This is a genomic window from Sporosarcina sp. Marseille-Q4943, assembly GCF_943736995.1.
Taxonomy (GTDB): Bacteria; Bacillota; Bacilli; order Bacillales_A; family Planococcaceae; genus Sporosarcina.
Window position 1 is genome coordinate 1,737,804 of record NZ_OX031157.1, and the last position, 21,830, is coordinate 1,759,633.

Annotated in this window: 20 protein-coding genes and 1 other annotated feature; of the genes, 4 read left to right on the plus strand and 16 right to left on the minus strand. The window is 46.6% G+C overall.

Annotated elements, in window-relative coordinates:
* Nucleotides 1–39: 39 nt before the first annotated feature.
* From opp4A to NIT04_RS17885, 12 genes are all read right to left on the minus strand, one after another.
* On the minus strand, nucleotides 40–1,875 hold the full coding sequence (gene opp4A, locus NIT04_RS17830; RefSeq protein WP_252504845.1) for an oligopeptide ABC transporter substrate-binding protein: 1,836 nt from the start codon (nucleotides 1,873–1,875) through the stop codon (nucleotides 40–42).
* 21 nt (nucleotides 1,876–1,896) lie between these two features.
* Nucleotides 1,897–2,742, minus strand: a complete 846-nt coding sequence (locus NIT04_RS17835) for an ABC transporter permease (protein WP_252505147.1) — start codon at nucleotides 2,740–2,742, stop codon at nucleotides 1,897–1,899.
* 94 nt (nucleotides 2,743–2,836) lie between these two features.
* A complete protein-coding gene (gene opp4B / locus NIT04_RS17840) occupies nucleotides 2,837–3,805 on the minus strand; it encodes an oligopeptide ABC transporter permease (protein ID WP_252504846.1) in 969 nt (322 codons plus the stop codon).
* Between the two features lie 14 nt (nucleotides 3,806–3,819).
* Nucleotides 3,820–4,746, minus strand: coding sequence for an ABC transporter ATP-binding protein (locus NIT04_RS17845; protein ID WP_252504847.1), 927 nt, complete (start codon nucleotides 4,744–4,746; stop codon nucleotides 3,820–3,822).
* Nucleotides 4,727–5,755, minus strand: coding sequence for an ABC transporter ATP-binding protein (locus NIT04_RS17850; protein WP_252505148.1), 1,029 nt, complete (start codon nucleotides 5,753–5,755; stop codon nucleotides 4,727–4,729). Before NIT04_RS17850 ends, NIT04_RS17845 begins: the two co-directional genes overlap by 20 nt.
* A gap of 307 nt (nucleotides 5,756–6,062) precedes the next feature.
* Nucleotides 6,063–7,034, minus strand: a complete 972-nt coding sequence (locus NIT04_RS17855) for a DUF4003 family protein (RefSeq protein WP_252504848.1) — start codon at nucleotides 7,032–7,034, stop codon at nucleotides 6,063–6,065.
* Between the two features lie 48 nt (nucleotides 7,035–7,082).
* Nucleotides 7,083–7,877 carry a tryptophan synthase subunit alpha gene (trpA, locus tag NIT04_RS17860; RefSeq protein WP_252504849.1) on the minus strand — a complete coding sequence of 265 codons (795 nt, stop codon included), beginning with the start codon at nucleotides 7,875–7,877 and terminating at the stop codon, nucleotides 7,083–7,085.
* Nucleotides 7,874–9,067 carry a tryptophan synthase subunit beta gene (gene trpB / locus NIT04_RS17865; protein ID WP_252504850.1) on the minus strand — a complete coding sequence of 398 codons (1,194 nt, stop codon included), beginning with the start codon at nucleotides 9,065–9,067 and terminating at the stop codon, nucleotides 7,874–7,876. The genes trpA and trpB overlap by 4 nt, the downstream gene beginning before the upstream one ends.
* 1 nt (nucleotide 9,068) lies before the next feature.
* Entirely contained in the window at nucleotides 9,069–9,680 is a 612-nt protein-coding gene (locus tag NIT04_RS17870) for a phosphoribosylanthranilate isomerase (protein ID WP_252504851.1), read from the minus strand.
* On the minus strand, nucleotides 9,677–10,468 hold the full coding sequence (gene trpC / locus NIT04_RS17875; protein ID WP_252504852.1) for an indole-3-glycerol phosphate synthase TrpC: 792 nt from the start codon (nucleotides 10,466–10,468) through the stop codon (nucleotides 9,677–9,679). The genes NIT04_RS17870 and trpC overlap by 4 nt, the downstream gene beginning before the upstream one ends.
* On the minus strand, nucleotides 10,465–11,496 hold the full coding sequence (gene trpD, locus NIT04_RS17880; protein WP_252504853.1) for an anthranilate phosphoribosyltransferase: 1,032 nt from the start codon (nucleotides 11,494–11,496) through the stop codon (nucleotides 10,465–10,467). Before trpD ends, trpC begins: the two co-directional genes overlap by 4 nt.
* 30 nt (nucleotides 11,497–11,526) lie before the next feature.
* Nucleotides 11,527–12,885 carry an anthranilate synthase component I family protein gene (locus NIT04_RS17885; protein ID WP_252504854.1) on the minus strand — a complete coding sequence of 453 codons (1,359 nt, stop codon included), beginning with the start codon at nucleotides 12,883–12,885 and terminating at the stop codon, nucleotides 11,527–11,529.
* A gap of 82 nt (nucleotides 12,886–12,967) precedes the next feature.
* Nucleotides 12,968–13,189, minus strand: a binding site (T-box leader).
* 208 nt (nucleotides 13,190–13,397) lie between these two features.
* Between NIT04_RS17885 and rluF the strand changes: the two genes are divergently transcribed.
* On the plus strand, nucleotides 13,398–14,102 hold the full coding sequence (gene rluF, locus NIT04_RS17890; RefSeq protein ID WP_252504855.1) for a 23S rRNA pseudouridine(2604) synthase RluF: 705 nt from the start codon (nucleotides 13,398–13,400) through the stop codon (nucleotides 14,100–14,102).
* Nucleotides 14,103–14,320: 218 nt separating this feature from the next.
* Complete coding sequence (locus tag NIT04_RS17895; RefSeq protein ID WP_252504856.1) at nucleotides 14,321–15,073, plus strand: SurA N-terminal domain-containing protein; 753 nt, start codon at nucleotides 14,321–14,323, stop codon at nucleotides 15,071–15,073.
* 143 nt (nucleotides 15,074–15,216) lie between these two features.
* On the opposite strand, the gene NIT04_RS17900 is transcribed toward NIT04_RS17895, so the two are convergent.
* The 3 genes from NIT04_RS17900 to NIT04_RS17910 form a co-directional block, all read right to left on the minus strand.
* Nucleotides 15,217–17,772 (minus strand): ABC transporter permease subunit, encoded by a 2,556-nt coding sequence (locus NIT04_RS17900; protein ID WP_252504857.1) that lies wholly within the window; start codon nucleotides 17,770–17,772, stop codon nucleotides 15,217–15,219.
* Entirely contained in the window at nucleotides 17,753–18,649 is an 897-nt protein-coding gene (locus tag NIT04_RS17905; RefSeq protein WP_252504858.1) for an ABC transporter ATP-binding protein, read from the minus strand. Before NIT04_RS17905 ends, NIT04_RS17900 begins: the two co-directional genes overlap by 20 nt.
* Before the next feature lie 143 nt (nucleotides 18,650–18,792).
* Entirely contained in the window at nucleotides 18,793–19,227 is a 435-nt protein-coding gene (locus NIT04_RS17910) for a YugN family protein (protein WP_252504859.1), read from the minus strand.
* A gap of 160 nt (nucleotides 19,228–19,387) precedes the next feature.
* Here NIT04_RS17910 and NIT04_RS17915 point away from each other — a divergent pair, with 160 nt between their 5' ends.
* Together NIT04_RS17915 and NIT04_RS17920 are read left to right on the plus strand one after the other, a co-directional pair.
* On the plus strand, nucleotides 19,388–19,894 hold the full coding sequence (locus NIT04_RS17915) for a DUF2243 domain-containing protein (RefSeq protein WP_252504860.1): 507 nt from the start codon (nucleotides 19,388–19,390) through the stop codon (nucleotides 19,892–19,894).
* On the plus strand, nucleotides 19,887–20,669 hold the full coding sequence (locus tag NIT04_RS17920; protein ID WP_252504861.1) for a cytochrome c oxidase assembly protein: 783 nt from the start codon (nucleotides 19,887–19,889) through the stop codon (nucleotides 20,667–20,669). Before NIT04_RS17915 ends, NIT04_RS17920 begins: the two co-directional genes overlap by 8 nt.
* Nucleotides 20,670–20,777: 108 nt before the next feature.
* On the opposite strand, the gene NIT04_RS17925 is transcribed toward NIT04_RS17920, so the two are convergent.
* Entirely contained in the window at nucleotides 20,778–21,764 is a 987-nt protein-coding gene (locus NIT04_RS17925) for an alpha/beta hydrolase (RefSeq protein ID WP_252504862.1), read from the minus strand.
* Nucleotides 21,765–21,830: the final 66 nt, after the last annotated feature.

Here is a 21,830-nt window from a genome sequence, read left to right on the forward strand (position 1 = left end):
GGTTTTTGCGGATTACTGAGATTGCTCAATAATCAACTATTATTCAGAAACTCCCCACTTCCAAACTCTAGCGTTTTCTGAACCTGGTGCGATTGAGTAGTTAACAACACGTTTGTTAACACCGTGTAGGTAGTAACGGTATACAGTTGGAGCAACCGGAACTTCATCAACCATCAACTCTTGCCATTGTTTGTAGATATCTTTACGGTAGTCAGCATCGAATGCTTTTTCAGATGTACCTGCTGCAAGAAGCTCGTCGTTTTTCTCGCTTGTGTAACGAGTATAGTTGAACGCAGCATCTCTTCCGTATAGACCGGATGGATCTGGGTCAGAACCAGTTCCCCAAGCACCTTGGTAGATGTCGATTTTCGGATCATCAGCTTCTACCATGTCGTAGAACGAGTTGAACTCGTGAAGACGTCCGTCAAGAAGTTGTACTTTAATGCCTACGTCTTCCCAGTTTTGGATGTAGAATTGTGCGATTGGCAATGCAATTTCTCCACCTGACATGGAAGCAAAGTTCAGAACGAATTCTTCACCTTTGTCGTTTTCACGGAAACCATCGCCATCAACATCTTTATATCCAGCTTCGTCAAGAAGTGCTTTCGCTTTTTCAGGATCGTAAGACGGTGTTTCAATGCTTGGGTCATGGAAGCTAGCAAATACAGGAATAATTAGAGTAGATGCAGGGAAACGAAGACCGTTGTAAAGCTCTTTACCGATCGTTTCGTTATCCATTGCATACCACATAGCTTGACGAACAAGTTTGTTAGCCATTTTTGCGTTTGGATCAGTTACGTTTGTTTTCTTTTCTGCATCCCATTTACCAAGTTTGAACCCGATATATGTGTATGCATAGTCGATATCTGCAAGAAGCTCGATGTTATCGATTTCCTTCGCATTTAGGTATTGGTCTGTTGGGATTGAAGCGATATCCACTTCGCCTTTCTTAAGAACTTCAAGAATGGAAGCAGAGCTTACTGTTTTCAGGACCAAAGATTTAAGTGCCGGCTGCCCTCTCCAGTAATCATCGTTGCGCTCGTAAAGGACAGATTCACCAGGTACGATTTTTGCAACTTTGTAAGGACCGAAACCGATTGGGTTCGCACGGATTTTATCAGAAGAAACTAGTTCTTCCATAGTTACTTCACCAGTCATGATATCACCAACATGGTGTCTAGGTGTTGCATAACCCCAAATACCTGACATAAGCGATGGAGTCGCTTCTGTATACGTGATGGAGATTGTTTTATCGTCATCTGAAATTTTGATACCAGAGATTTCTGTCGTTTCGCCGTTGTGGTATGCAGGCATACCTTCAACGTTAGAGATCATGAACGTGTAACGAGTTCCTGTATAGTCAGGGTGACCAAGTAGTTGGTACGAGTAAAGAAGGTCACTAGCTTTGACAGGCTCGCCATCATGCCATTTAACACCGTCTCTGATTGTAATATCGATTGTTTTGTTATCATCTGAGATTTCAAATGTTGCCGCACCATCGTTAGTGATCAAGTAGTCACCATCAGTAGCAAATAGGTTTTCATCGAATTTAGAGATAACTTCGGCGTCATATGTGCCTGAATAGAACACACGGCTTAATGTACCTTCAAACGGAGTGTCTGTAACCATAGCGATTGTCATTTCTCCGTCTGCCACAGGCTCACCTTTGTTTGTTACTTCGAACGGGAAATCTAAACCAGCGCTTGGATCCTCTGCCGGCTCCTCTTCTTTCTTTTCCTCTGGCTTTTCTGTTTCTTTTCCAGTTTCCGCAGGTTTCTCACCAGCATCTTCTTTTTCTTTGCCTGTACATGCAGCTAAAAATACGCTGAGAACAAGCAATAGACTCGCAAGTAGCATAAACTGCTTCTTTGCCATTGTATTCCCTCCCCTTATTTTTTAGGCTAATCTTTGCCTTGCATCAGACGCGCGTTTGACCGCTTGCCCGATGTAATTTATACACAGCATCATTACTAGGATCAGTAATGCTGCAGGTAACCATGACCACCACTTATTCTTGACCGTATCGGGATTCGTCGCGTAAGAAATTAATGTTCCTAGCGAAGGAGTATTAGCGGGTAGACCGAACCCTAAGAAGGACAGCCCTGTCTCCAAACCGATATTATTTGCAAGCGTAAGTGTCATATTTACGATGACGAGTGAACTCAAGTTAGGGAACATTTCAAAGAACATGATCTTCCAACTTGGCGTTCCTAGCGTCTTGGAAGCGTTGATATAATCCCGCTCCCTTTCAGAAATCGCTCTCGACCGGATGAGCCTCGCTTTTCCGAACCAGAGGAAAATACTCATAATAAGGATGAATGTATATACATTGTAATTCGGAACAATCGTTACGAAAACGATGATGAACAGCAATGAAGGCAATACCATCAGGAATTCAAGGATACGCATCATAACATTGTCAACCAGGCCTCCGTAAAAGCCAGATATCAAGCCATATGTCAAGCCGAACAACCCGGCAATGATTGTTACGCAGATTCCGATTGTGAGCGAGTTCCGTGTTCCGATCATCAGATGTCCGAACACGTCCCGCCCTCCATCATCCGTGCCGAGCCAATGTTCAGCGGACGGCGGCTTCCATATGTTAAAGAAGTTCACTCGAGTCAATGCCGTTTGGTCAACAAATAATGGTGAAATATAAGCTGTCAGTACGATGATCGTCAGTAAAATCAATGATCCGAATGCAACTTTATCGTGCTTGATTTCACGCCAAATCGTTCGCATAAGCGAAGGATTATTCAGTTTTTCTCGTGCAATAAGTTTTTTTTCGTCAATTACTGGATTTGTCACTTGTTATCCCCCCTCTTCTTACTCTTCATCATTCAATTCGAATCCGCGGATCAACGATACTCAGAATAATATCCGACAGCATCGTCCCGATAATAACGGCAGCGCCAAATAGCAAGACGAGAGCCGTAACAACGGTGAAATCACGCAATTGAATTGATTGAATGAAAAGTTGTCCGAGTCCCGGATAGCTGTAAATCCATTCTATGAAAACGGAACCGGTGATTAGGCTAGTAATTTCATATCCGAGGAATGCCGCAATCGGCAATAACGAGTTCCGCAATATGTGACGTGTATACACTTTCCCTTCCGGCACACCTTTAGCACGGGCAGTTTTCACGTAATCATTGAGTTTTTGATCGATGATGTCATTTCGCAAATATTGGATAGTCGAATATGTTCCAATGAGTGCCCCAGACATGACCGGCAAGAATAAATGCTTAGCCCTATCAACAACGTATTCCCATGTACCCGCCTCAATCCGAATATTCACACTGTTGCCAGTCGGGAACCAGCCCAATATGAAGGAGAACAGGAACAGCATCAACAAGGCAAAAACAAATAATGGCGTCGCAAATGCGAAGTAGTTATACGTAACGATCAATTTATCCGCCCATGTATCCGTCCAACGTCCGGCGATAATGCCGAGCGGAATTGAAATCAAGTAGATGACAATGAGCGTGAAGAGTGATAATAGTACGGTATTTTCAATACGTCCTGCTAATAGATTCGTAACTTTCTGCTTGTGCATATAAGACATTCCGAAATCGCCTTGCACCGCTTTACCGATCCAACGTCCATACTGCTGGTACCAAGGATCATTCAATCCGAATTTCTCCCGGATTTTCTCCATCTGTTCAGGCGTCGCGTCAGGATTTCCTTGGAACGCCCCCGTCACCGCATCACCCGGCATCGCTTTTGCAAGCATAAAGATGATGAGACTGAGGAGGATGAGTTGCGGAATCATGAGCAATGTCCTACGTAAAATGAATTTCAACATTTACATCATCCCCCTTATTGCACGGCTACGGAATGCGTCTCCGATATCTTTTTCAAATCGAACATCCGCCCATCTTTGTCAAAGTAGTTATTGTATTCAGTTTGGTATTCCTGATTGATCGCTTGACGCAAATGCATCTTCTCAAAACGCTTTTCAGGGTTCATCTCCGGAATCGCGGCAATCAACCGTTTCGTATAGACGTGCTGCGGATTGCTGTAGATCTCGGATGCTGTCGCTTCCTCTACGAAACGGCCGCGGTACATGATGCCGATCCGATCGCACATATGCTGGATGATGCCAAGGTCATGCGAGATGAATAGATATGTCAAGTTGAACTCCTCTTGGATTTCCTGCATGAAGTTCAACACTTGCGCTTGAACGGATACGTCCAATGCCGACACCGGCTCATCCGCGATGATCAATTTCGGTTTCAAAGCGAGCGCACGAGCGATTCCGATCCGCTGGCGCTGCCCTCCTGAAAATTGGTGTGGATATTTATAGATGGATTCAGGACTTAATCCGACACGCGCGACCAACTCTTGCACTTTCAGCAACTCTTCTTTTGGAGATAGTCTTTCAAAGTTCCGAAGTGGTTCAGCTATGATATTTAGGACGTTTTTCCTACCGTTCAACGATGAATACGGATCCTGGAAAATCATCTGGATATCTTTTGTATATTTGCGTCTATCGTACCTGCTAAGCTTGGCTAGATCCTTTCCTTCGAAAAGCATCTCCCCAGTCGTTACTTTATTTAAACCGATAATCGCCCGTCCGGAAGTCGTTTTGCCACATCCCGACTCTCCGACTAGGCCGTACGTTTCACCTGGCTGCAATTCGAAACTAATGCCGTCCACAGCTCTGACGTGATCTACGACTCTACGGAAAAAACCTCCCCTGATAGGGTAATGCACTTTTAAATCATTAACTTTTAGTAGCGACATATTCTTTCTCTCCTACTCTGTCCTCCGGAAAATAGAACGTTTTGTAGCATGAGCATCGGACAAAATGGTTCGGTGTCGCTTCATGCATCTCCGGCATCTCCTCATGGTCCTCTTCAGGGATCCATTCGATCCGCGGTGCGAAACGGCACCCTTTGCGGTCGAGGTTCTGAATGGATGGAACGATTCCATCAATGACATGCAACTTCTCTTTCGTTTCCATATTGGAAGGGATCGAGTTCAATAAAGATCTTGTATATGGATGCAAAGGGTTCTCGAACAGCTCTTTTACATCCGCTATTTCAACGACTTCACCTGCATACATGACAACGACGCGGTCGGCCATCTCCGCAACGACCCCTAGGTCATGGGTAATCAGGATGATGCCCGTCTTCATCTGGTTTTGCAGCTCTTTCATTAAATCCATGATTTGTGCTTGAATCGTAACGTCCAAAGCAGTCGTAGGCTCATCCGCGAGAAGAAGTACCGGATCGCATGCAAGTGCGATTGCGATGACGACACGTTGTCTCATCCCACCTGATAGTTCATGCGGATATTGCTCATAGACGCGTTGTTCGTTCTTAATACCCACCCGTCGAAGAAGTTCCAATGTACGCTTTTTCTTTTCACTTGCGGACAATTTCATATGGTAATCCATCGGCTCTTCAATCTGTCTCCCGATTGTCGCGAGCGGATTTAAAGCTGTCATCGGGTCTTGGAAAATCATCCCGATATCCTTCCCTCTCACTTTATCCAGACGTGAACGTGATAGCGTCAGTAGATTCTGCCCATTAAAGTTCACTTGTCCCTCAAGCTTTGTGTTTTTCAGGTTATGCAGTCCCATGACAGATAGAGCTAATGCACTTTTACCGCAACCCGATTCACCGACGATTGCAACGACCTCGTTTTCGTAAACTGTAAAGGAAACTCCATCTACCGCAGCATAATAGTCACCTTTAATACTGAATGACGTACGAAGATCTTTAATTTCCAACACCGGGTTTTTCAACAGAACTTCCTCCTAACTAACTGACACTTGTTCAAATAACTAATATTCTGATTTCGTTTAAAGTTATTGAACTCAATATACTACACAACGATAGTCCTGACAATACTGTTTTTTTAGAATATCATAATCTTGCATTATTTCTAATATGACAAACATGTTACAAACATTGGTAATTAAGCGTTTTTAACGAAAAAATTTCTTAAATTTTTTTTCGTCCCTTTGTCTCATTCAATAAAAAAAACAGGCAGAAAAGCCATTGCCGTTCGACAATGACTATTTCTCCTGTCCTAATATTATTCATTTCCAATCTTCAATTTGACGAGCTGGCGGCCGAGGATGCAGCAACTGCGGCGACTGTTGCTGCCATCACCGCCTGTTGCGCCCGCAAAATCATTTCGACGGACGCTGCCAGACTGACACTAACCTGATCGGCTCTTTCCGTCATCTGATGCATCGCATGGCCGGCGGCGACCGATAGGGCCATTTCCTTGTTCCACTTGAAGCGTTTCGATTGCTCCAATTGCTTCGTAAGTCGGATGATTTCCTGAATTTCCCCGTCACCGACTTTGAAGACAGTCAGGAATCCAATCATCGGATAATGAACGGGTTTCGCTTTTGTATCATCTCGAAGCATTCCGTATATTTCCCAAGCCCTTTTGACGAGTTGCCGCTGAAAAGTGATATCTATGTACGTCATGACTTGCGACAACCATTGGAGTTCATTGCCCGCCCGAAACCCCTCTTTGCGCAGTGCATCGTAATACGCACGCATCGCCTTGGCGTGGTCCTCGGGGTTCTCTCCCTGTTTACCGAGCAGCATGGCGTATGCGTAATCATCGTCCGATGTAAGGAAGTAATGCTGTTTTTTCATTGCGTCATATAACCTTTTCGCCTGATCAGCTTCTTCTTGGTATTGTGACGCATCGTCGCTCATGAGCAGTGCGGCAAGATAGGAATGAATCGTGTTCCGGAAACCGGCTTGCTTCAATACTCGCTGCTTCACCAGAAGACGATCAGCTTCCTCATCGACCGAATCGTCGGACTGCGTGAGGAAAGCCGCCATCATCGGCAATAAATGTCCACGCAAAGGTGAAAACCAGCCCGCTCGCTCTTTTAAGGCGGCCATGGCGCGGCTGAAGTCGACGGCGTTGAATTCTTTCGCCGCCGTCACATAATACGAAGTGATCGTCAACACAACGTTCTTGTCGACGCTCCAGCCCGCTAAAGACTTCACTTTGTCATATGTCGTTTCTACTTCGTCCCTGATCATATCCAAATGCATGCCGTACAACTCCTTTGCTATTTGTACGTCATAGCCGCCTGAAAAGTTTCAATGTAAATTGACAATTTCAACTTTCCTCACTCTGGACTGTATCAATTCACGGATTTCTTCCAGCTCATTTCGGTGTAAGGCTTCGACAATCGCGCTTCCGACGATGACGCCATCCGTATGATTGCACATTTCCTTTACTTGCTCTCGCGTTGAGATGCCGAATCCCGCCAGTACCGGCACAGTACTGATCTGCTTAACACGTTGTAGATGGGAATAGAGTTCCTCGCTAAAGTCATTCCGTTTTCCCGTAATTCCATTAACGGTCACCGCATATAAAAAACCTTCAGCGCTCTCCGCTATCTTTGCAATTCGTTCATCTGGACTTGTCAACGACACGAGGGGGATCCACGCGATATCCTTCCCTTTCAGTTCTTCTCGAAACGGGCCGCTCTCCTCAAGCGGCAAATCCGGGATAATCAATCCACTGACCCCTGCTTTTTCGCACACTTCGACAAATTGTGGCATACCGAACGCCAAGACTGGATTCAAATACGTCATGACAACTAAAGGAACCGCCACTTCCCCTTTGCATCGCTCAAGTTCCTCCAATACTTTCCGGAGAGTCACACCTTCTGTAAGCGCCCGAGCTCCCGCCTGTTGGATCGCCTCCCCATCCGCCACCGGGTCGGAAAACGGAATGCCGACCTCAATCGCCGTCACGCCGGCCTCTTGCAAAAAGAGGAGCTTCTCCTTCAATGTCGCTAAACCTCCGTCGCCTGCCAATATATATGGCACAAACGCCTTTTCACCATTAGCGATACATGTTCGGATCCTTCTCTCTAACGTTTTCATTTCAACCCACCTCCAAGCGCTTCACGAACCGTTTGCATATCTTTATCTCCCCGTCCCGACAAACAGACGACGACAATTTCATCCTTACACATTCCTTTTGCCAGCCCCGTCGCAAACTGGATCGCATGGGCGCTCTCGAGAGCGGGGATGATCCCTTCCGTCCTCGACAAAACTTGCAGCCCTTCCAAAGCTTCCGCATCCGTCACAGCCGAATACTTCACTCTGCCAATGTCATGCAAATGGCAATGCTCAGGTCCTACCGCCGGGTAATCGAGTCCTGCGGAAATCGAATGCGCTTCCTGGATAAAACCGTTTTCGTCCTGCAGCACATACATATACGCCCCATGTAGGACGCCTTCCTTCCCGTCCGCAATGGCAGCCGCATGAAGCCCTGTCGCAATGCCGCTTCCTGCCGCTTCAACACCGTACAGCGCAACTCCCTCATCTTCGACAAACGGGTGGAACATGCCAATCGCATTGCTGCCTCCTCCAATGCACGCAACAACCGCGTCCGGCAATCGGCCTTCCTTTTCGATAATTTGCCGTCTCGTCTCCACGCCGATCACCCGCTGGAAATCACGTACGATTTCCGGGAATGGATGTGGACCGAGGGCTGAACCTAATATATAATGCGTATCCTCAACATTCGCGACCCAATAACGTAATGCTTCATTGACGGCATCCTTCAACGTTCCCGACCCTTTGTCGACCGACACGACCTTCGCGCCGAGCAGCTCCATCCGGAACACATTCAGCTCCTGACGGCGGATGTCCTCCTTGCCCATGAAGACGATGCACTCCAACCCGAATAATGCACAAGCCGTCGCAGTCGCTACACCATGTTGCCCGGCACCCGTTTCTGCCACGATTTTCTTTTTCCCCATCCGCATCGCAAGCAGCGCCTGCCCGAGCGAATTATTGATTTTATGGGCACCCGTATGATTCAAATCTTCCCGCTTCAAGAAGATTTTTGCGCCTCCGACTTTCTCCGTCAAACGCTTCGCAAAATAGAGCGGGTTCTCCCTGCCGACAAAATCCTGCAAATAATGATTTAATTCCTCGGAAAATGTCGAATCGGCCTTCGCCTCCTCATACGCCTTCTCCAAGTCAATGAGTGCAGACATCAACGTCTCCGGCACATATTGCCCGCCGAACTTCCCATATCGTCCTTTTCTCATCTCTGTCGCCATCTTAGCTCTCCTCCTCTTTCACCGCACGAATAAACTCGCGAATCAACGTCTCATCTTTTCTACGATCGATCTCCACGCCGCTCGACACATCCACCATGAACGGTCGCACTTGCCGGATGGCCTCCTTGACGTTCTGCGCATGAAGCCCGCCCGCCAAAATGACCCGATCTCTCGGAACATCTCTATCTAATAAGCCCCAGTCAAATATCTTCCCGCTTCCTCCGCTGAACTCTACGCCTGGCGTATCGAATAAGACATACTCTGTCTGGTAACCATGCACCTTTTCAACATCTTCACTACCGTGTACTGATAACACTTTAATAGAAGGAAGTCCGACTCTTTCAATGAACGTGGACGACTCCCCGCCGTGATATTGGATATAATCGAGCGGCACTTCCCGGAAGGCATGCTCCAGTTCTTCCCGCTCCGCATTGACGAAGACGCCGATCTTCATGACGTGATCCGGTACGAATTGCGCCAGCTCCTTCGCTTCCGCAATCGCGACACGGCGTCTGCTCGGTGCAAATACGAATCCGACCGCATCCGCCCCCGCTTCCACCGCAGCTTGCACATGCTTCGGCTCCATCAACCCACAAATCTTCACTTTCGTCATAGTGGAACACCCGCCTTCGGAACTTGAAGCGAACGGAGCGAGTCTTCAACAGAAGCACTCCGCATAAGCGACTCGCCGACTAATATTGCGCTCGCCCCCGCAGCCGCTGCCCGACTAGCATCTTCCTCATCCATAATGCCGCTTTCACTAATGAACACGCGGTCTTCATTAAACGGAAAATGCATTGCAACCTCTTCCGTCCTTGCGATATCCACTTCGAACGTCCGTAGATCACGGTTATTGACGCCAATCAGTTTTGCATCCACCGCTAATGCACGGTTCAATTCATTTGCATCATGGACTTCCACGAGCACTTCGAGCCCTTGATCCGTCGCATAGATGTGAAGCCTTTCGAGCGATGCATCATCGAGCGCCGCCACGATGAGCAAGATGACGGATGCACCTGCTTGTTTTGCACGGTCGATCTGCACTTCATGAATGATGAAATCCTTACAGAGCAGCGGTGTTCGGACAGCTTCAGCTACCGCGGCCAAGTCGTCAAAGGAACCTTTAAAAAAGGTTGAATCCGTCAACACCGAGATGCACGCCGCCCCTGCTTGCTCATACGCCTTTGCCTGCACGACCGGATCCGTATTCCCGGCTATCATTCCCTTCGAAGGCGAAGCGCGTTTCATTTCCGAAATGACTTCCAATCGATGTGACTGCCGTAAAATTTTAAAAAGAGAAGGCCTTTTCGACATTGTTTCACATGAAACGACACGTTCCTCCATTAAGAGTTGCTTCACTTCGAGCCGTTTTGTCTGTAAAATCTTTTCTAATATCGTCATCTCGCCATCGCCTCCTGCCCAATCTTTTCACTGAACTCGACGACCGCCTCAAGTTTTTGAAGCGCATTGCCTGATAGGATGCTATCGGTCGCCCGTTCAATTCCTTCCTGTATCGAATCCGCCACGCCGTTTGCAAACAATCCTAGGCCAGCATTGAACACGACCGTATCAAAACGGGGTCCCCGTTCGCCTTGCAGGACGGAGTGGATCATGGCGGCATTCTCCTCCGGCGACCCACCGCGGATTGCGGAATGTGGGGCATATGCAAGCCCGACGTCTTCCGCGGTCAATGAGAACGGAATCAAGTCGCCTTTATCCATCAAGACGAACGAATTTTGCCCGGCGAGTGATGCTTCATCCATTCCACCAGCTCCCGACACGACAATCGCTCGATCCCTTCCGAGCATCCGCATGACGGACGCATATTCCATAATGAAATCAGGACGGTTGATGCCCGTGAACTGGGTTTGTAGCGTAATCGGATTCGTCAACGGTCCGACGAGGTTGAAGATCGTCGGCTTCCCGATTTTCCGCCGCGCCTCCCCAATCTTTTTCATTTTCGGATGGACGATTGGTGCGAATAAAAACGCAATCCCTTCCTCCCGAAGCATCCTGCCCATGTCGTCCGGCGTAAAATTACAATGGATGCCAAGCGCATCGAGTGCGTCTTGGCTCCCTGCCGCACTTGTAATTTTCCGGTTGCCATGCTTCGCCACTTTCACTCCGGCGCCTGCAAGGACGAAAGCCGACGTTGTGCTAATGTTAAACGAGTTAGAGCCGTCGCCTCCCGTCCCGCAATTGTCCAAATAACGGGCTTCTGGGACGTCCAGCCCTACTGCATGCGATGTCATGACCGAAGCCAATGCCCCAACTTCCGTCGCCGTCTCACCTTTCTTGGATAAAGCGATAAGAAACGCTGCGATTTCCTCTATGTCCGCTTCATCCGAAAACATTTGATTCGCCGCATCCTCCATCTCTTCATATCGTAAGTTAAGGCCTTCCTCTACTTTTCTCGTATAGTTTTTCACTGCTCATCTCTCCTCTTCTAGTCTCTTCTTTTATTTCAAAGCATCTAATAAAGAACGGGCTTTGTTCACTGTCTCCTTATATTCCAATGCCGGCACGGAATTCTTCACAATTCCCGCTCCCGCTTGGACGGTTGCTATCCCGTCTTGCACTGTCATCGTCCGGATCGTCAATGCAAAATCGATATTGCCGTTCAATCCGATATAACCGATCGCTCCTCCATACAACCCGCGCGGCTCGTCTTCCAACTTCGAAATGACATCCATCGCAACCTTTTTTGGCGATCCCGTAACCGTTCCCGCCGGCAGCGTCGCCTTCAACGCATCGAGTGCATGCAATTCATGTGCAAGTGTCCCTTCCACTTCCGAAACGAGATGCATGACATGCTCGTATCTTACGGTTTCCATATAAGTTGCAACGCGGACGGACGACGGATCACAAACGGTTTCCATCTCTTTCTTGCTTACGTCAACTAACATGTCATGCTCCGAAAGCTCTTTCGGATCGTTACGCAGTTCTTTTTCCAACACCCGATCCTCTTCCGCGTCTCGTCCCCTTCTCCGCGTGCCCGCTATCGGATTTGTAAGGACCTTGCCGTCTGTCACCTTGACGAGACTTTCAGGGGAAGCCCCGATGACGATATGATCGCCGAACTCCATATAGTACATATAAGGCGACGGATTCTTTTTGCGCAGCTTCCGATAGAGCGCGAACGGGTCGCCGTCTATGTCCGCTTCAAGCTTGCGCGAAAGGACGACTTGCTCAACGGAGCCCTCTTCAATGAACCTTTGCGCTTGCCTGACCCGGTCTTCAAATTCTTCCTGTGAAATCCCGCATCGATAATCGGAAACCGACACCCCTCTCTCCTCTTCAACTGCTCCTGACATAATTAGCTCTGCTAACGCATCCAAGTCAGGCATTGCGTACTCCGGTCGTAACTCTGTATGAAGCAACGTCACTTCATTCAGGAGGTGATCAAAGATGATGACCGTGTCGTAAATATTGAAATACACATCATGCTTTTCATTGGATTGAACAGCCGATTCCCCTGCAGCGCCGTATCCGACATACCCGACGGCGCCGCCCATGAACGGATATTTTCCATGCTCGGCAATTCGCGGCATCAACCTTTTTAGGAGTGTGAATAAATTCCCTTCATGCACATACGATTTCCCCGTCGCATACACAAACTCTTCCAACCGGCCATTCACTCCACGGTACGCCTTCACCGGATCCACGCCGATGAACGAATACCGCCCCGACGACTCATGTTGCAACGAGCTTTCCAATAAAAACCGGTGGCGTCCTTGCAAGCGTCTGAATATGTGAATCGGCGTCAGCGAATCCCCTTCAATTTTCTTTTCCGTAATGCGCAAACTCGTCTTTTCCATCTCAGCTCTCCTCTATTTTGTTTGTAGTAGGTTTGGTGAAAAAACAAAAAAGCCCTCTGCAAAAGGACAGAAAAGTCCAGTTGCAGAGGACGGATTACCCGCGTTGCCACCTCTATTTGAAGCCAAAAGCTTCCACTCGGCGCGCCTAAATAAGGCACTTCCCGTAACGTGGGAAAGACGTCCATCCGAAAATCTCCAGACGGCTCTCATAAGTCCATTCACACCGGCCGCGAATCAGTTTCCACCATCCACTGACTCTCTACATCGCGATTCCGTTGCTACTCCTCTTATTCAACAATTTCTCAGCTATGCTCTTCTCAACTCGACTCATCTGTTCTCGGGCGGCGCCGCTCCCGGCACCTCTACCCTCTCCGAACAAAAAAGTTGTTTTAACCTTACTATGCATTCAGTCAATTGTCAACCTTTCGATAACATATACAGTCCCACGATTTTGTAAACGTGCGGCCCAAGCTGTACAATAGTGGAAAGAAACTCGAAAAAAGGTGAACCTAATGCGAATCAATAAATATTTAAGCGAAGCGGGCATCGTTTCCAGGCGCGGCGCGGACAAATGGATCGAAGATGGGCGTGTAACAATCAATGGCCAGCCCGCTGAACTCGGAAGCAGAGTCGAAACAGGAGATGAAGTTCGTGTCGACGGCAAACCCGTGAAAACAGAGGAGCAACTCGTCTATATCGCCCTTAATAAACCCGTCGGCATCACGAGCACGACCGAACGCCATATCGAAGGGAATGTCGTCGATTTCGTCAATCACCCGCTCCGCATTTTCCATATCGGACGGCTCGACAAAGATTCCGACGGTTTGCTGCTTCTAACGAATGACGGCGACATCGTGAATGAAATCCTACGCGAAGAACACGGACACGAAAAAGAATATATCGTCACCGTTGACCGTCCAATTACGAAAGAATTCATTAAAAACATGGAATCCGGTGTCAAAATCCTCGACACAATCACGAAACCATGCAAAGTGAAACAACTCGGCCCCTGCAAATTCAACATCACATTGACACAAGGTCTGAACCGCCAAATCCGACGCATGTGCTCGGCACTCGGCTACAACGTCAGACGCCTCCAGCGCACACGCATCATGAACATCCAACTCGGCAACTTACCGATCGGACAATGGCGCGACTTGACGGAAAAGGAACTTAAAGAGATGTACCGGATGCTTGATTATGAGCCGAAAAGGTGAAAAAACCAGGAAATTATAAAGGGCGATACACATTGTGCAAGTACAATATGTATCGCCCTTTTTATACGCATCCATGATCATTACAGAATGTTTCAATCCTGTGATAAATATTAAAAAGGAGCGCATACTGTTTCTTTTTCGTAGGATTAACACTATAATGCGCACTAGATGATTTTTTACGAAAGATTATACTTCTAGCTTAAGGAAGGAGATCGATTATGAAAAAAATAATGTTTACATTAATCACCGGTCTACTGGCCATTGTTTTAGTGGCATGCGGGGGAAATGACGAAAGTTCAGAAGCAGGTAATAATAAAGCAAAAACAGCGGAAAATGAACAGCAAGAACAAATGGAAGAAATGCAAAAGAACTTAGAAGCACAGCAAATAGATGAAGATAAAACTGTTGCCATAGTGAATGATAAAGAGATTTTAGGAAGCGACTATAATATCGCTTTAGCATCTATACAAGGACAAATGCAGCAAATGGGACAAGATCCGACTTCTAAAGAAGCTGCAGAGCAAGTGAAAAACCAAACAATTGACAGCTTAGTCGGACAAACTCTTCTTCTTCAAGAGGCGGATAAAAAAAGCTATAAAGCTTCGGAGGCAGCTATTAACAAGCAGCTGGACGAAATAAAAAGTCAGTTTAAAACGGAAAAAGAATTCAAAGCAACTCTTGAAAAATTCGGCATGGACATGAAAACACTCGAAACTCAAATAGCTGACGATATTAAAATTAAACAGTACGTTGAGAAAGAAGTGCCGGCTAGCAAAATAAGTGATGAAGAAATTCAACAAATGTATGATCAATATGCGGAACAAGGAAAGAGTGCTGGACAAGAAGTTCCAAAGCTTGAAGAAATAAAACCACAAATAGAACAATCTCTACATCAGCAAAAACAGCAGGAAAAACTTAATCAGCACGTTGACAAGCTAAAGAAAAATGCGGCAATTAACATCAAGATTTAAGGCGTACAAACAAAAATGAACAACTCAATGGGCTGTTGACAAACGCCTCTTCAAACGAAAAAGAAGATGGATCTCTACAAAATGTAGTGTTCATCTTCTTTTTTATTCACTATGTTTCGTGTCTATATATTAGCTGTAAACGTTCATGCAGTTACTGTAACCGCTCTGCCTTTCTTCACAAACCTCTTCTCAAAACTCAACCCTAGATAAGCTACACCCAAAAGAAACACCGTAGCTCCTAGCAGCATAGCGCAGCCCATATACACACTAATTGCAGGATTGTTTAACAGCGTCAAGATCTCCCCGTTCACGATTTTTGGTATGTTTACATAAAGGAAAGGCGAGTACTGAGCGAAATCATCCAATTTCCAGCTCAACAAATATCCCGAAACACCGATCAAACCTGTGAGCGCATATACGACTAACGGCTGGCGGATGAAGAGGCCCAGGACATTCGTCAAAGCAAGCAGGAACAATGCGATACAAACATATAGCAAAAGGGACTTCAACAAATACTCTCCAAGCGGCATAAAGTGATAACCGCCCTCGAATGCCCGCTGCCCTGTAAAATCAAACGATTGGAATTCTTTTCTGCTATGATAATGCAGCACCGGATACATCCAGTCGCCAAACCGATTGAACACCGTCCCGACCAGTACAGCGAACAAGAAAATCCCGATTGCGCTCCCAATCGCTACAACGGAACTAAATAGCACTTTCCCAAGAAAAAGGGAACGCTTCGTGATCGGCAATGTCTCAAGCAACTGCAACGTCGGCCTCTTCCCTCGCTCACCAGATAAGCCTGCACCTACGAGGATTAGGAATAAAATCAGCGGAATGAAGTACAAATAGTCGCGGAAATACATAAAGAGCGAAAATAACCCGCTATGATCCACTTTCCGGTTCGCCTGCTCATTCCATTTCTTCTCCTTCCGATGTTCCTCTTTCCATTGGTCATGGATGTTCGGAATATAGGTGCCCGCAAATACCGGTTGGATATGATGTTTTTTCATCCACTCTTTTTGGGCAATCGCTGTTTCATAGCCGAAAATGGTGAGTGGATCATAATTATGCTTTTTAGCCTCTTTCAAGCTTTCAAGATATCGATGGTCATTGAACAGCTGATATTCGTATAACGGGGTCCAATCTTTATTTTCATAAGCCTCCAATGCTCGTCCAGCAAGCGCAGCTTCTTCACGGGCTGCATCTATATACTCGTTAAAGTATTCAATATTATGTCCAAATATGAAATCTCCGTCTTCGCCCCTTGCATTTGCTTCTGCGACCTGCTTCTCCATTTCTTCGATGGCTTCCATAAAGTAACTGATGAGTCCCGTCTCATTCTCCGCATCTTCTACAATCGACGCTAACCTTTCGAGAGCCTCAGTCTCCTTCTCCTTCGCTTGTTCCGCGAAATAGAAATAGCCGACAATAGCAGCAATGAATAAGACGATTAAAGACTGCCTGACAAGCCCCCTCCGCTTCGACTTCCGCCATTCAAACAAACTATTATTCAAAACGGAGCGGAGATGTGTCATCTTACCTTTATGGTACGGCTTCAGTTCCTCGGCAGCTTTAAATAAACCCCGTTCGCCTTCACGCAAGAAGATGGTTGCTACAAGCAATAAACCGCTCCATAGAATCGCAGCTACTGCATATAGCCATATCGGATCGGTCGGCATTTCGGTCAAAAACCGCTCTGCACGGAAGAGCTGGAAAGGGTTCCAAGGTGTCTGTATGATCGGCAGTGCATCCGTCAGTACAGCGCCGATCATTGTAAGGAAGCCTGTCAGCATAATCGTTGAAAAAGAGCTTCTTAATTGCGTACCGATAAAAAGCAACACAGCAAAGAGGACAGCCCCCGCTGCCACAAATAGAGTCGTCAAATTCACCAAATGTTGCCATATGGGAATGATGGCGAATGAATCGCCTGTTTCCAGAAACTTCGGATACAACAAATCATTGAATGTGTCTCCGAAAATAACCGGAATCAACCATCCGCCGATCGCGACGAAAACCAAGTAGAAAAACGTTACGGTTAGCAATCCCGCGTACTTCGCAAGCAACAACTCCCGTCTGCGGAGAGACTGCGTCCTTAACATCAATAACGTCTGCTGCTCCTTCTCCGAAGTATATGCGTTCCCGAAAAGGAGTAATAGCAGTAAAAGTCCGGCCGGTCCCAGCAAAATGGGAGTTGTCTCACTCATTTGCAAGGCAGGGGACACCGGATCTGTTTCATTGGCATATGGCAAATCACGCTTTACCAAATAAGCATTCTTATCGATAGCCTTTTCCCTTTCCACGCCCTCTAAGGCAGTAAAGAGACCACCAGTGTTCTCATACTTTTCCAATAGCGAGTAAAATTCATTCTCGACCAGCGGTATTTCATCCCAACGCTTTCCGTAGATGGCGCTCTTCCATTGAAACGTGACCGTCGCCATATTGTTCAAGATATCGAATTGCTCCGCCTGCACCTCTGTCAGCTTATTCTCCCGGTTCAATGGCAAGAGCTGCGCGTACAGTTGGTCGACTTTGAGAACAACTTGAAGTATTTTCTCCTCCGCCTCTTTCGACATCAAATCCTGCTCGATTTTATTTTGATAAAAAAACCATCCAACGGTCAGCAGCACTATAACCAATAACCAAACAAACTTCTTTTGCCGCCAAATCTTCTTCAGCTCAAACTTCAACAAGCTCATCGGCCTTTGCCTCCGTGAAGATTTTCCGATACCGTTCCTCCGATCCAAACACTTTTTTCTCGATATCATCAATGACGACCCGCTCTTGATCCAACAAATAGAACACACGGTCAAGCCCTACATCTTTCCGGTACAGATGCAAGCGGCCATCCACTACCTCGACAGGTATCCCCACTGCTGCCAATGCCTTTTCCGCCTTCACGACATCGTTTACAGCAATCTGATAGCGAACTTGCTCAAATTCCGCCATATTTTCCTGAATCAAATTCCCCTTCTTCAGAAATAAAATTGATGACGTCACCCGGTCGATTTCCGCTAAATTATGCGAGGATAATAATATCGCCGTTCCTTCATCGCGCAACGCTAGCAGCAACTCGCGCACTCGTATTGCGCTCGTTGGGTCGAGCCCGTTCAACGGTTCATCCAAAATCATAAGCCTTGGCTTGTTCACGACGGCCATCGCAAGCAGCAAATGCTGTTTCATCCCCAGCGAGTAATTCTTCACTTTCTTATTCAAATAACTCGTTATGCCAATCCGGTCTGCCGTGTCCAATAACTGCTTCTTTGACAGTCCTTGCACATCGCAAATGAACTGCAAATGATCGTACCCCGTCAAATATTCGTATAACACCGTATTGTCCTGCATGAATGAAATCTCCCGAAAAATATTCGGATCCCGATTGCTTTTCCCAAGAACGGTCACATCCCCTTTATTCGCAGGCAACAGATTCGTTATGATGTTCAGTAACGTTGACTTCCCCGATCCGTTCGGACCGACAAGCGCAATGATTTGCGGCTCCTCGATCTCAAACGTAATCCCCTTCAGCACTTGCTCCTTGCCGTATGATTTGTGAATATCTTTGACAGATAAAATCATGACCCCCAACTCCCCCTTTCCATTTATCTCCATTGTACTATACTTTAAATTTAATTGGCAGAAAAGATAGAATTTAACGCAAATAAAAAAAACAATCCACCTCGCTATTAACTTTGAGGTGAATTGTTTTGCTTTGCTTTGCTTCAACTTGATTTCAACAAATTCTGTGCATACATACAGTCTAAAAGGTCCTTCACGGCAACTTCCCCTGCATGGATCCATCTGTTTTTATTAATGATCTTTCCGTCCTTATCAATTGGTTGCTGGAATTGGCTGAAGCCTGTCGCGTCCAATAGTGAATCACCGTCCCGATCGAGACCTACGTGTACGACATGCTTGATGATATAAGGGGTTCCGAATTTAATGGACGCTTCATAATCGTCAAGCTCGCCTTGCGTTACGAAAAAAGGGATTCGGATATAAATTGTTTCGCCGCCTTCTTGGCATAAAATATGGTCAAAGCATCCTCGGTCATAATCCCAGTTTCCACCTATGTGATAGCCGAGCTCGCGAATACAATCGCTCACTACTCCAAAAGAAGCGGTTTGCCCTTCAAGCTCCGTTTGTAATTTCAACATGATTTCTCCTCCTCCTAAGTCATTTGCTTTTCAGCATTCACAAAAGAAGAGGGAGACATACCCCATGTCTATACAAAGAGAATGAAAGATAGCGATTACCATCCTTCCTTCGCGGCTATACTTATGAAAACACCAATTTCATTAGATGAAGGAGATAAATATGACTACCATACATAACGGGCAGACGCATTCGAATAATAGGGCATTATTTGCACGTCGCAACCTTTGGTCAGGCATTTTGTTCGGGTTAGGTTTTGTCGCTTTTCTTGATGAGACATTGTTCCATCAACTTCTCCATTGGCATAAATTTTACGATAAATCGACTGTCGCGGTCGGTCTCGTATCGGATGGGCTGTTTCACGCATTCAGCTGGTTTGCGACCGTTGGCGGGTTGTACCTCGTTGCTGATCTGCGGAGACGTGATGCTCTTTGGCATAAGATGTGGTGGGGTGGAAAATTGCTTGGCGGCGGGGCTTTTCAGCTTTACGACGGCACGATCCAGCATAAGATCATGCGTATCCACCAAATCCGGTACAATGTCGATATTTTACCGTATGATCTTGTGTGGAATATTTCCGCTGCTATCATGATTGCAGTCGGCATTGGATTGATTGCAAGCGCGAAACGCGATCAGCGTGAAGGGAAAGGAGCGTTTGCCAATGCATGATGCTCATTTTTTGTTGACTGATTTGCTTTTTGGCATTTCTGCTCTTCTCGCAATCGGATTATATATCGGGGCTGTAATCATTACAAACAGACGGGGACGCCTTCGCAAATGGCCTTTGCTACGAACAGCTTCTTTCGTTGCAGGTGTATTTCTTGCCGCGGCTGCATTGGTCGGTCCACTCGCCCGTCTATCCCATGCGGACTTCACAGCTCACATGGTAGGGCATTTACTGCTCGGCATGCTCGCCCCTCTTCTCATTGCACTCGCTGCACCGATGACATTAGTATTGCGCACACTCAACGTTCAGTTAGCAAGAAAATTGAGCCGTCTGCTGCAAAGCCCTTTCATAGGCTTCTACACAAACCCGATCGTCGCTTCTGTCTTGAACATCGGCGGGTTATGGCTGCTCTATACGACCGATTTGTATTCAGCGATGCATTCGAGCCTATTGCTCCATATCATCATTCATATCCATGTCTTCCTAGCCGGCTATTTATTCACAATTTCTTTGCTCTATATCGACCCGGTCTTCCACCGTTTCAGTTACACGTACAGGACTGTCGTCTTCATTATGGCGCTTGCCGGCCATGGCATCCTATCAAAATTTATCTACGCCTACCCACCGGAAGGCGTTCCGGTAGAACAGGTGAGGATTGGTGCCATGCTCATGTATTATGGTGGCGATGCAATTGATCTGTTGCTAATTTTTATTTTGTTCAGGCATTGGTATCAATCGGTCCGTCCTCGCAAACTTGTTTCAGTGGAACCATTTTGATTTTATCGGTCATTTCCGGGGAGTTATCGGTCACCTGTGGGGTGTTATCGGTCACTTTCACAAGTTTATTATCATTTCGTGGCCTTTTACCTAGTGAAAATCCCCACTTTAATTTTCCCCAGCAACTTGGAAAGACCCTTCCTTCCACTCATGCAACCACGCATCAAGATACTTGATTGCATCTGCATGGATCGGTTTGCCGATCGTCTTGATGTAATCCTTCTTATATGTAGAAGCGGAAAGTGGTGTCAGCTGTTCTTTCAATCCATGATCCATATTTTCGACAACGATGCATGTCGACGGTCCTTTTACGTTTTCAGGAATCCTTTTCGCGAATTCAACGCTTGATTGGAAATCCTTTGAGCCATTAATCGCCAACACAGGACATGCGATTTGTTGTAAGCCCTCGACAATATCAAAATCGAAATGTTCGCGGTAATATTTTGCGGGCATCTTAAATAAACCGCCAATCCGGATGACATCCTTATTTGACGTCGTTAATTTCCGGTACGTTGCTTGTGCCTGTTTTTCGCTTTTATCCAACGTATTGAATTTCCGGATGATGAACCCTTGCAAACCTTTCGCATGCTTCAACTCGGAGTATAATTGGTGCCTTTGGAGATCCAGACTTTCACGCAACCCCCCGCCACCGCCGGACAATAAAACCAATCCATGAAACGGCCTCTTCGCGTATAATGCAGTCCCGACAATACATCCCTCACTATGGCCTACTACGATGAGCCGATGCGGATCGATGTCAGGATGGGACGCCAAAAAACCAAGGGCATTTGCCGCATCCGTCACCGCGTCCCAAAGCCCTGTCTTTTCAAAGTTCCCTTCGCTTTCTCCAACGCCCCGTTTGTCATATCGAAGCGTTGCAAACCCAATGGTCGAAAGGTGCTCAGCCAGTTCCTTGTATATATTGAACTGGAATTTCCCTTTTTCCGCGTTGGCATCCCGGTTCAGTTTGCCCGATCCCGCAAGTATCAGGATTGCTGGGAGCTTACCTTCCCTACTTGAAGGCAACGTCAGTGTTCCCTTCAATAAAACATCGCTTTTAATGACGACCTCTTTATTCTCGACATGGAACCCCATCGGCATCTCCCCTTTTTCCTAAATGCATCATAACCCTTTAGTTTATGATTCGATGGATTCCTCCTA

Excerpts from the sequence above, each read along its gene's own strand:
- NIT04_RS17870 (WP_252504851.1), bottom strand. The coding sequence starts at position 9,680 with ATGACGAAAGTGAAGATTTGTGGGTTGATGGAGCCGAAGCATGTGCAA.
- opp4B (WP_252504846.1), bottom strand. The coding sequence starts at position 3,805 with ATGTTGAAATTCATTTTACGTAGGACATTGCTCATGATTCCGCAACTC.
- trpC (WP_252504852.1), bottom strand. The coding sequence starts at position 10,468 with ATGACGATATTAGAAAAGATTTTACAGACAAAACGGCTCGAAGTGAAG.
- NIT04_RS17845 (WP_252504847.1), bottom strand. The coding sequence starts at position 4,746 with ATGTCGCTACTAAAAGTTAATGATTTAAAAGTGCATTACCCTATCAGG.
- NIT04_RS17915 (WP_252504860.1), top strand. The coding sequence starts at position 19,388 with ATGACTACCATACATAACGGGCAGACGCATTCGAATAATAGGGCATTA.
- NIT04_RS17910 (WP_252504859.1), bottom strand. The coding sequence starts at position 19,227 with ATGTTGAAATTACAAACGGAGCTTGAAGGGCAAACCGCTTCTTTTGGA.
- NIT04_RS17920 (WP_252504861.1), top strand. The coding sequence starts at position 19,887 with ATGCATGATGCTCATTTTTTGTTGACTGATTTGCTTTTTGGCATTTCT.
- NIT04_RS17855 (WP_252504848.1), bottom strand. The coding sequence starts at position 7,034 with ATGCATTTGGATATGATCAGGGACGAAGTAGAAACGACATATGACAAA.
- NIT04_RS17895 (WP_252504856.1), top strand. The coding sequence starts at position 14,321 with ATGAAAAAAATAATGTTTACATTAATCACCGGTCTACTGGCCATTGTT.
- trpB (WP_252504850.1), bottom strand. The coding sequence starts at position 9,067 with ATGGCGACAGAGATGAGAAAAGGACGATATGGGAAGTTCGGCGGGCAA.
- NIT04_RS17900 (WP_252504857.1), bottom strand. The coding sequence starts at position 17,772 with ATGAGCTTGTTGAAGTTTGAGCTGAAGAAGATTTGGCGGCAAAAGAAG.
- NIT04_RS17925 (WP_252504862.1), bottom strand. The coding sequence starts at position 21,764 with ATGGGGTTCCATGTCGAGAATAAAGAGGTCGTCATTAAAAGCGATGTT.
- opp4A (WP_252504845.1), bottom strand. The coding sequence starts at position 1,875 with ATGGCAAAGAAGCAGTTTATGCTACTTGCGAGTCTATTGCTTGTTCTC.
- trpA (WP_252504849.1), bottom strand. The coding sequence starts at position 7,877 with ATGAAAACGTTAGAGAGAAGGATCCGAACATGTATCGCTAATGGTGAA.
- NIT04_RS17885 (WP_252504854.1), bottom strand. The coding sequence starts at position 12,885 with ATGGAAAAGACGAGTTTGCGCATTACGGAAAAGAAAATTGAAGGGGAT.
- NIT04_RS17835 (WP_252505147.1), bottom strand. The coding sequence starts at position 2,742 with ATGCGAACGATTTGGCGTGAAATCAAGCACGATAAAGTTGCATTCGGA.
- NIT04_RS17905 (WP_252504858.1), bottom strand. The coding sequence starts at position 18,649 with ATGATTTTATCTGTCAAAGATATTCACAAATCATACGGCAAGGAGCAA.
- rluF (WP_252504855.1), top strand. The coding sequence starts at position 13,398 with ATGCGAATCAATAAATATTTAAGCGAAGCGGGCATCGTTTCCAGGCGC.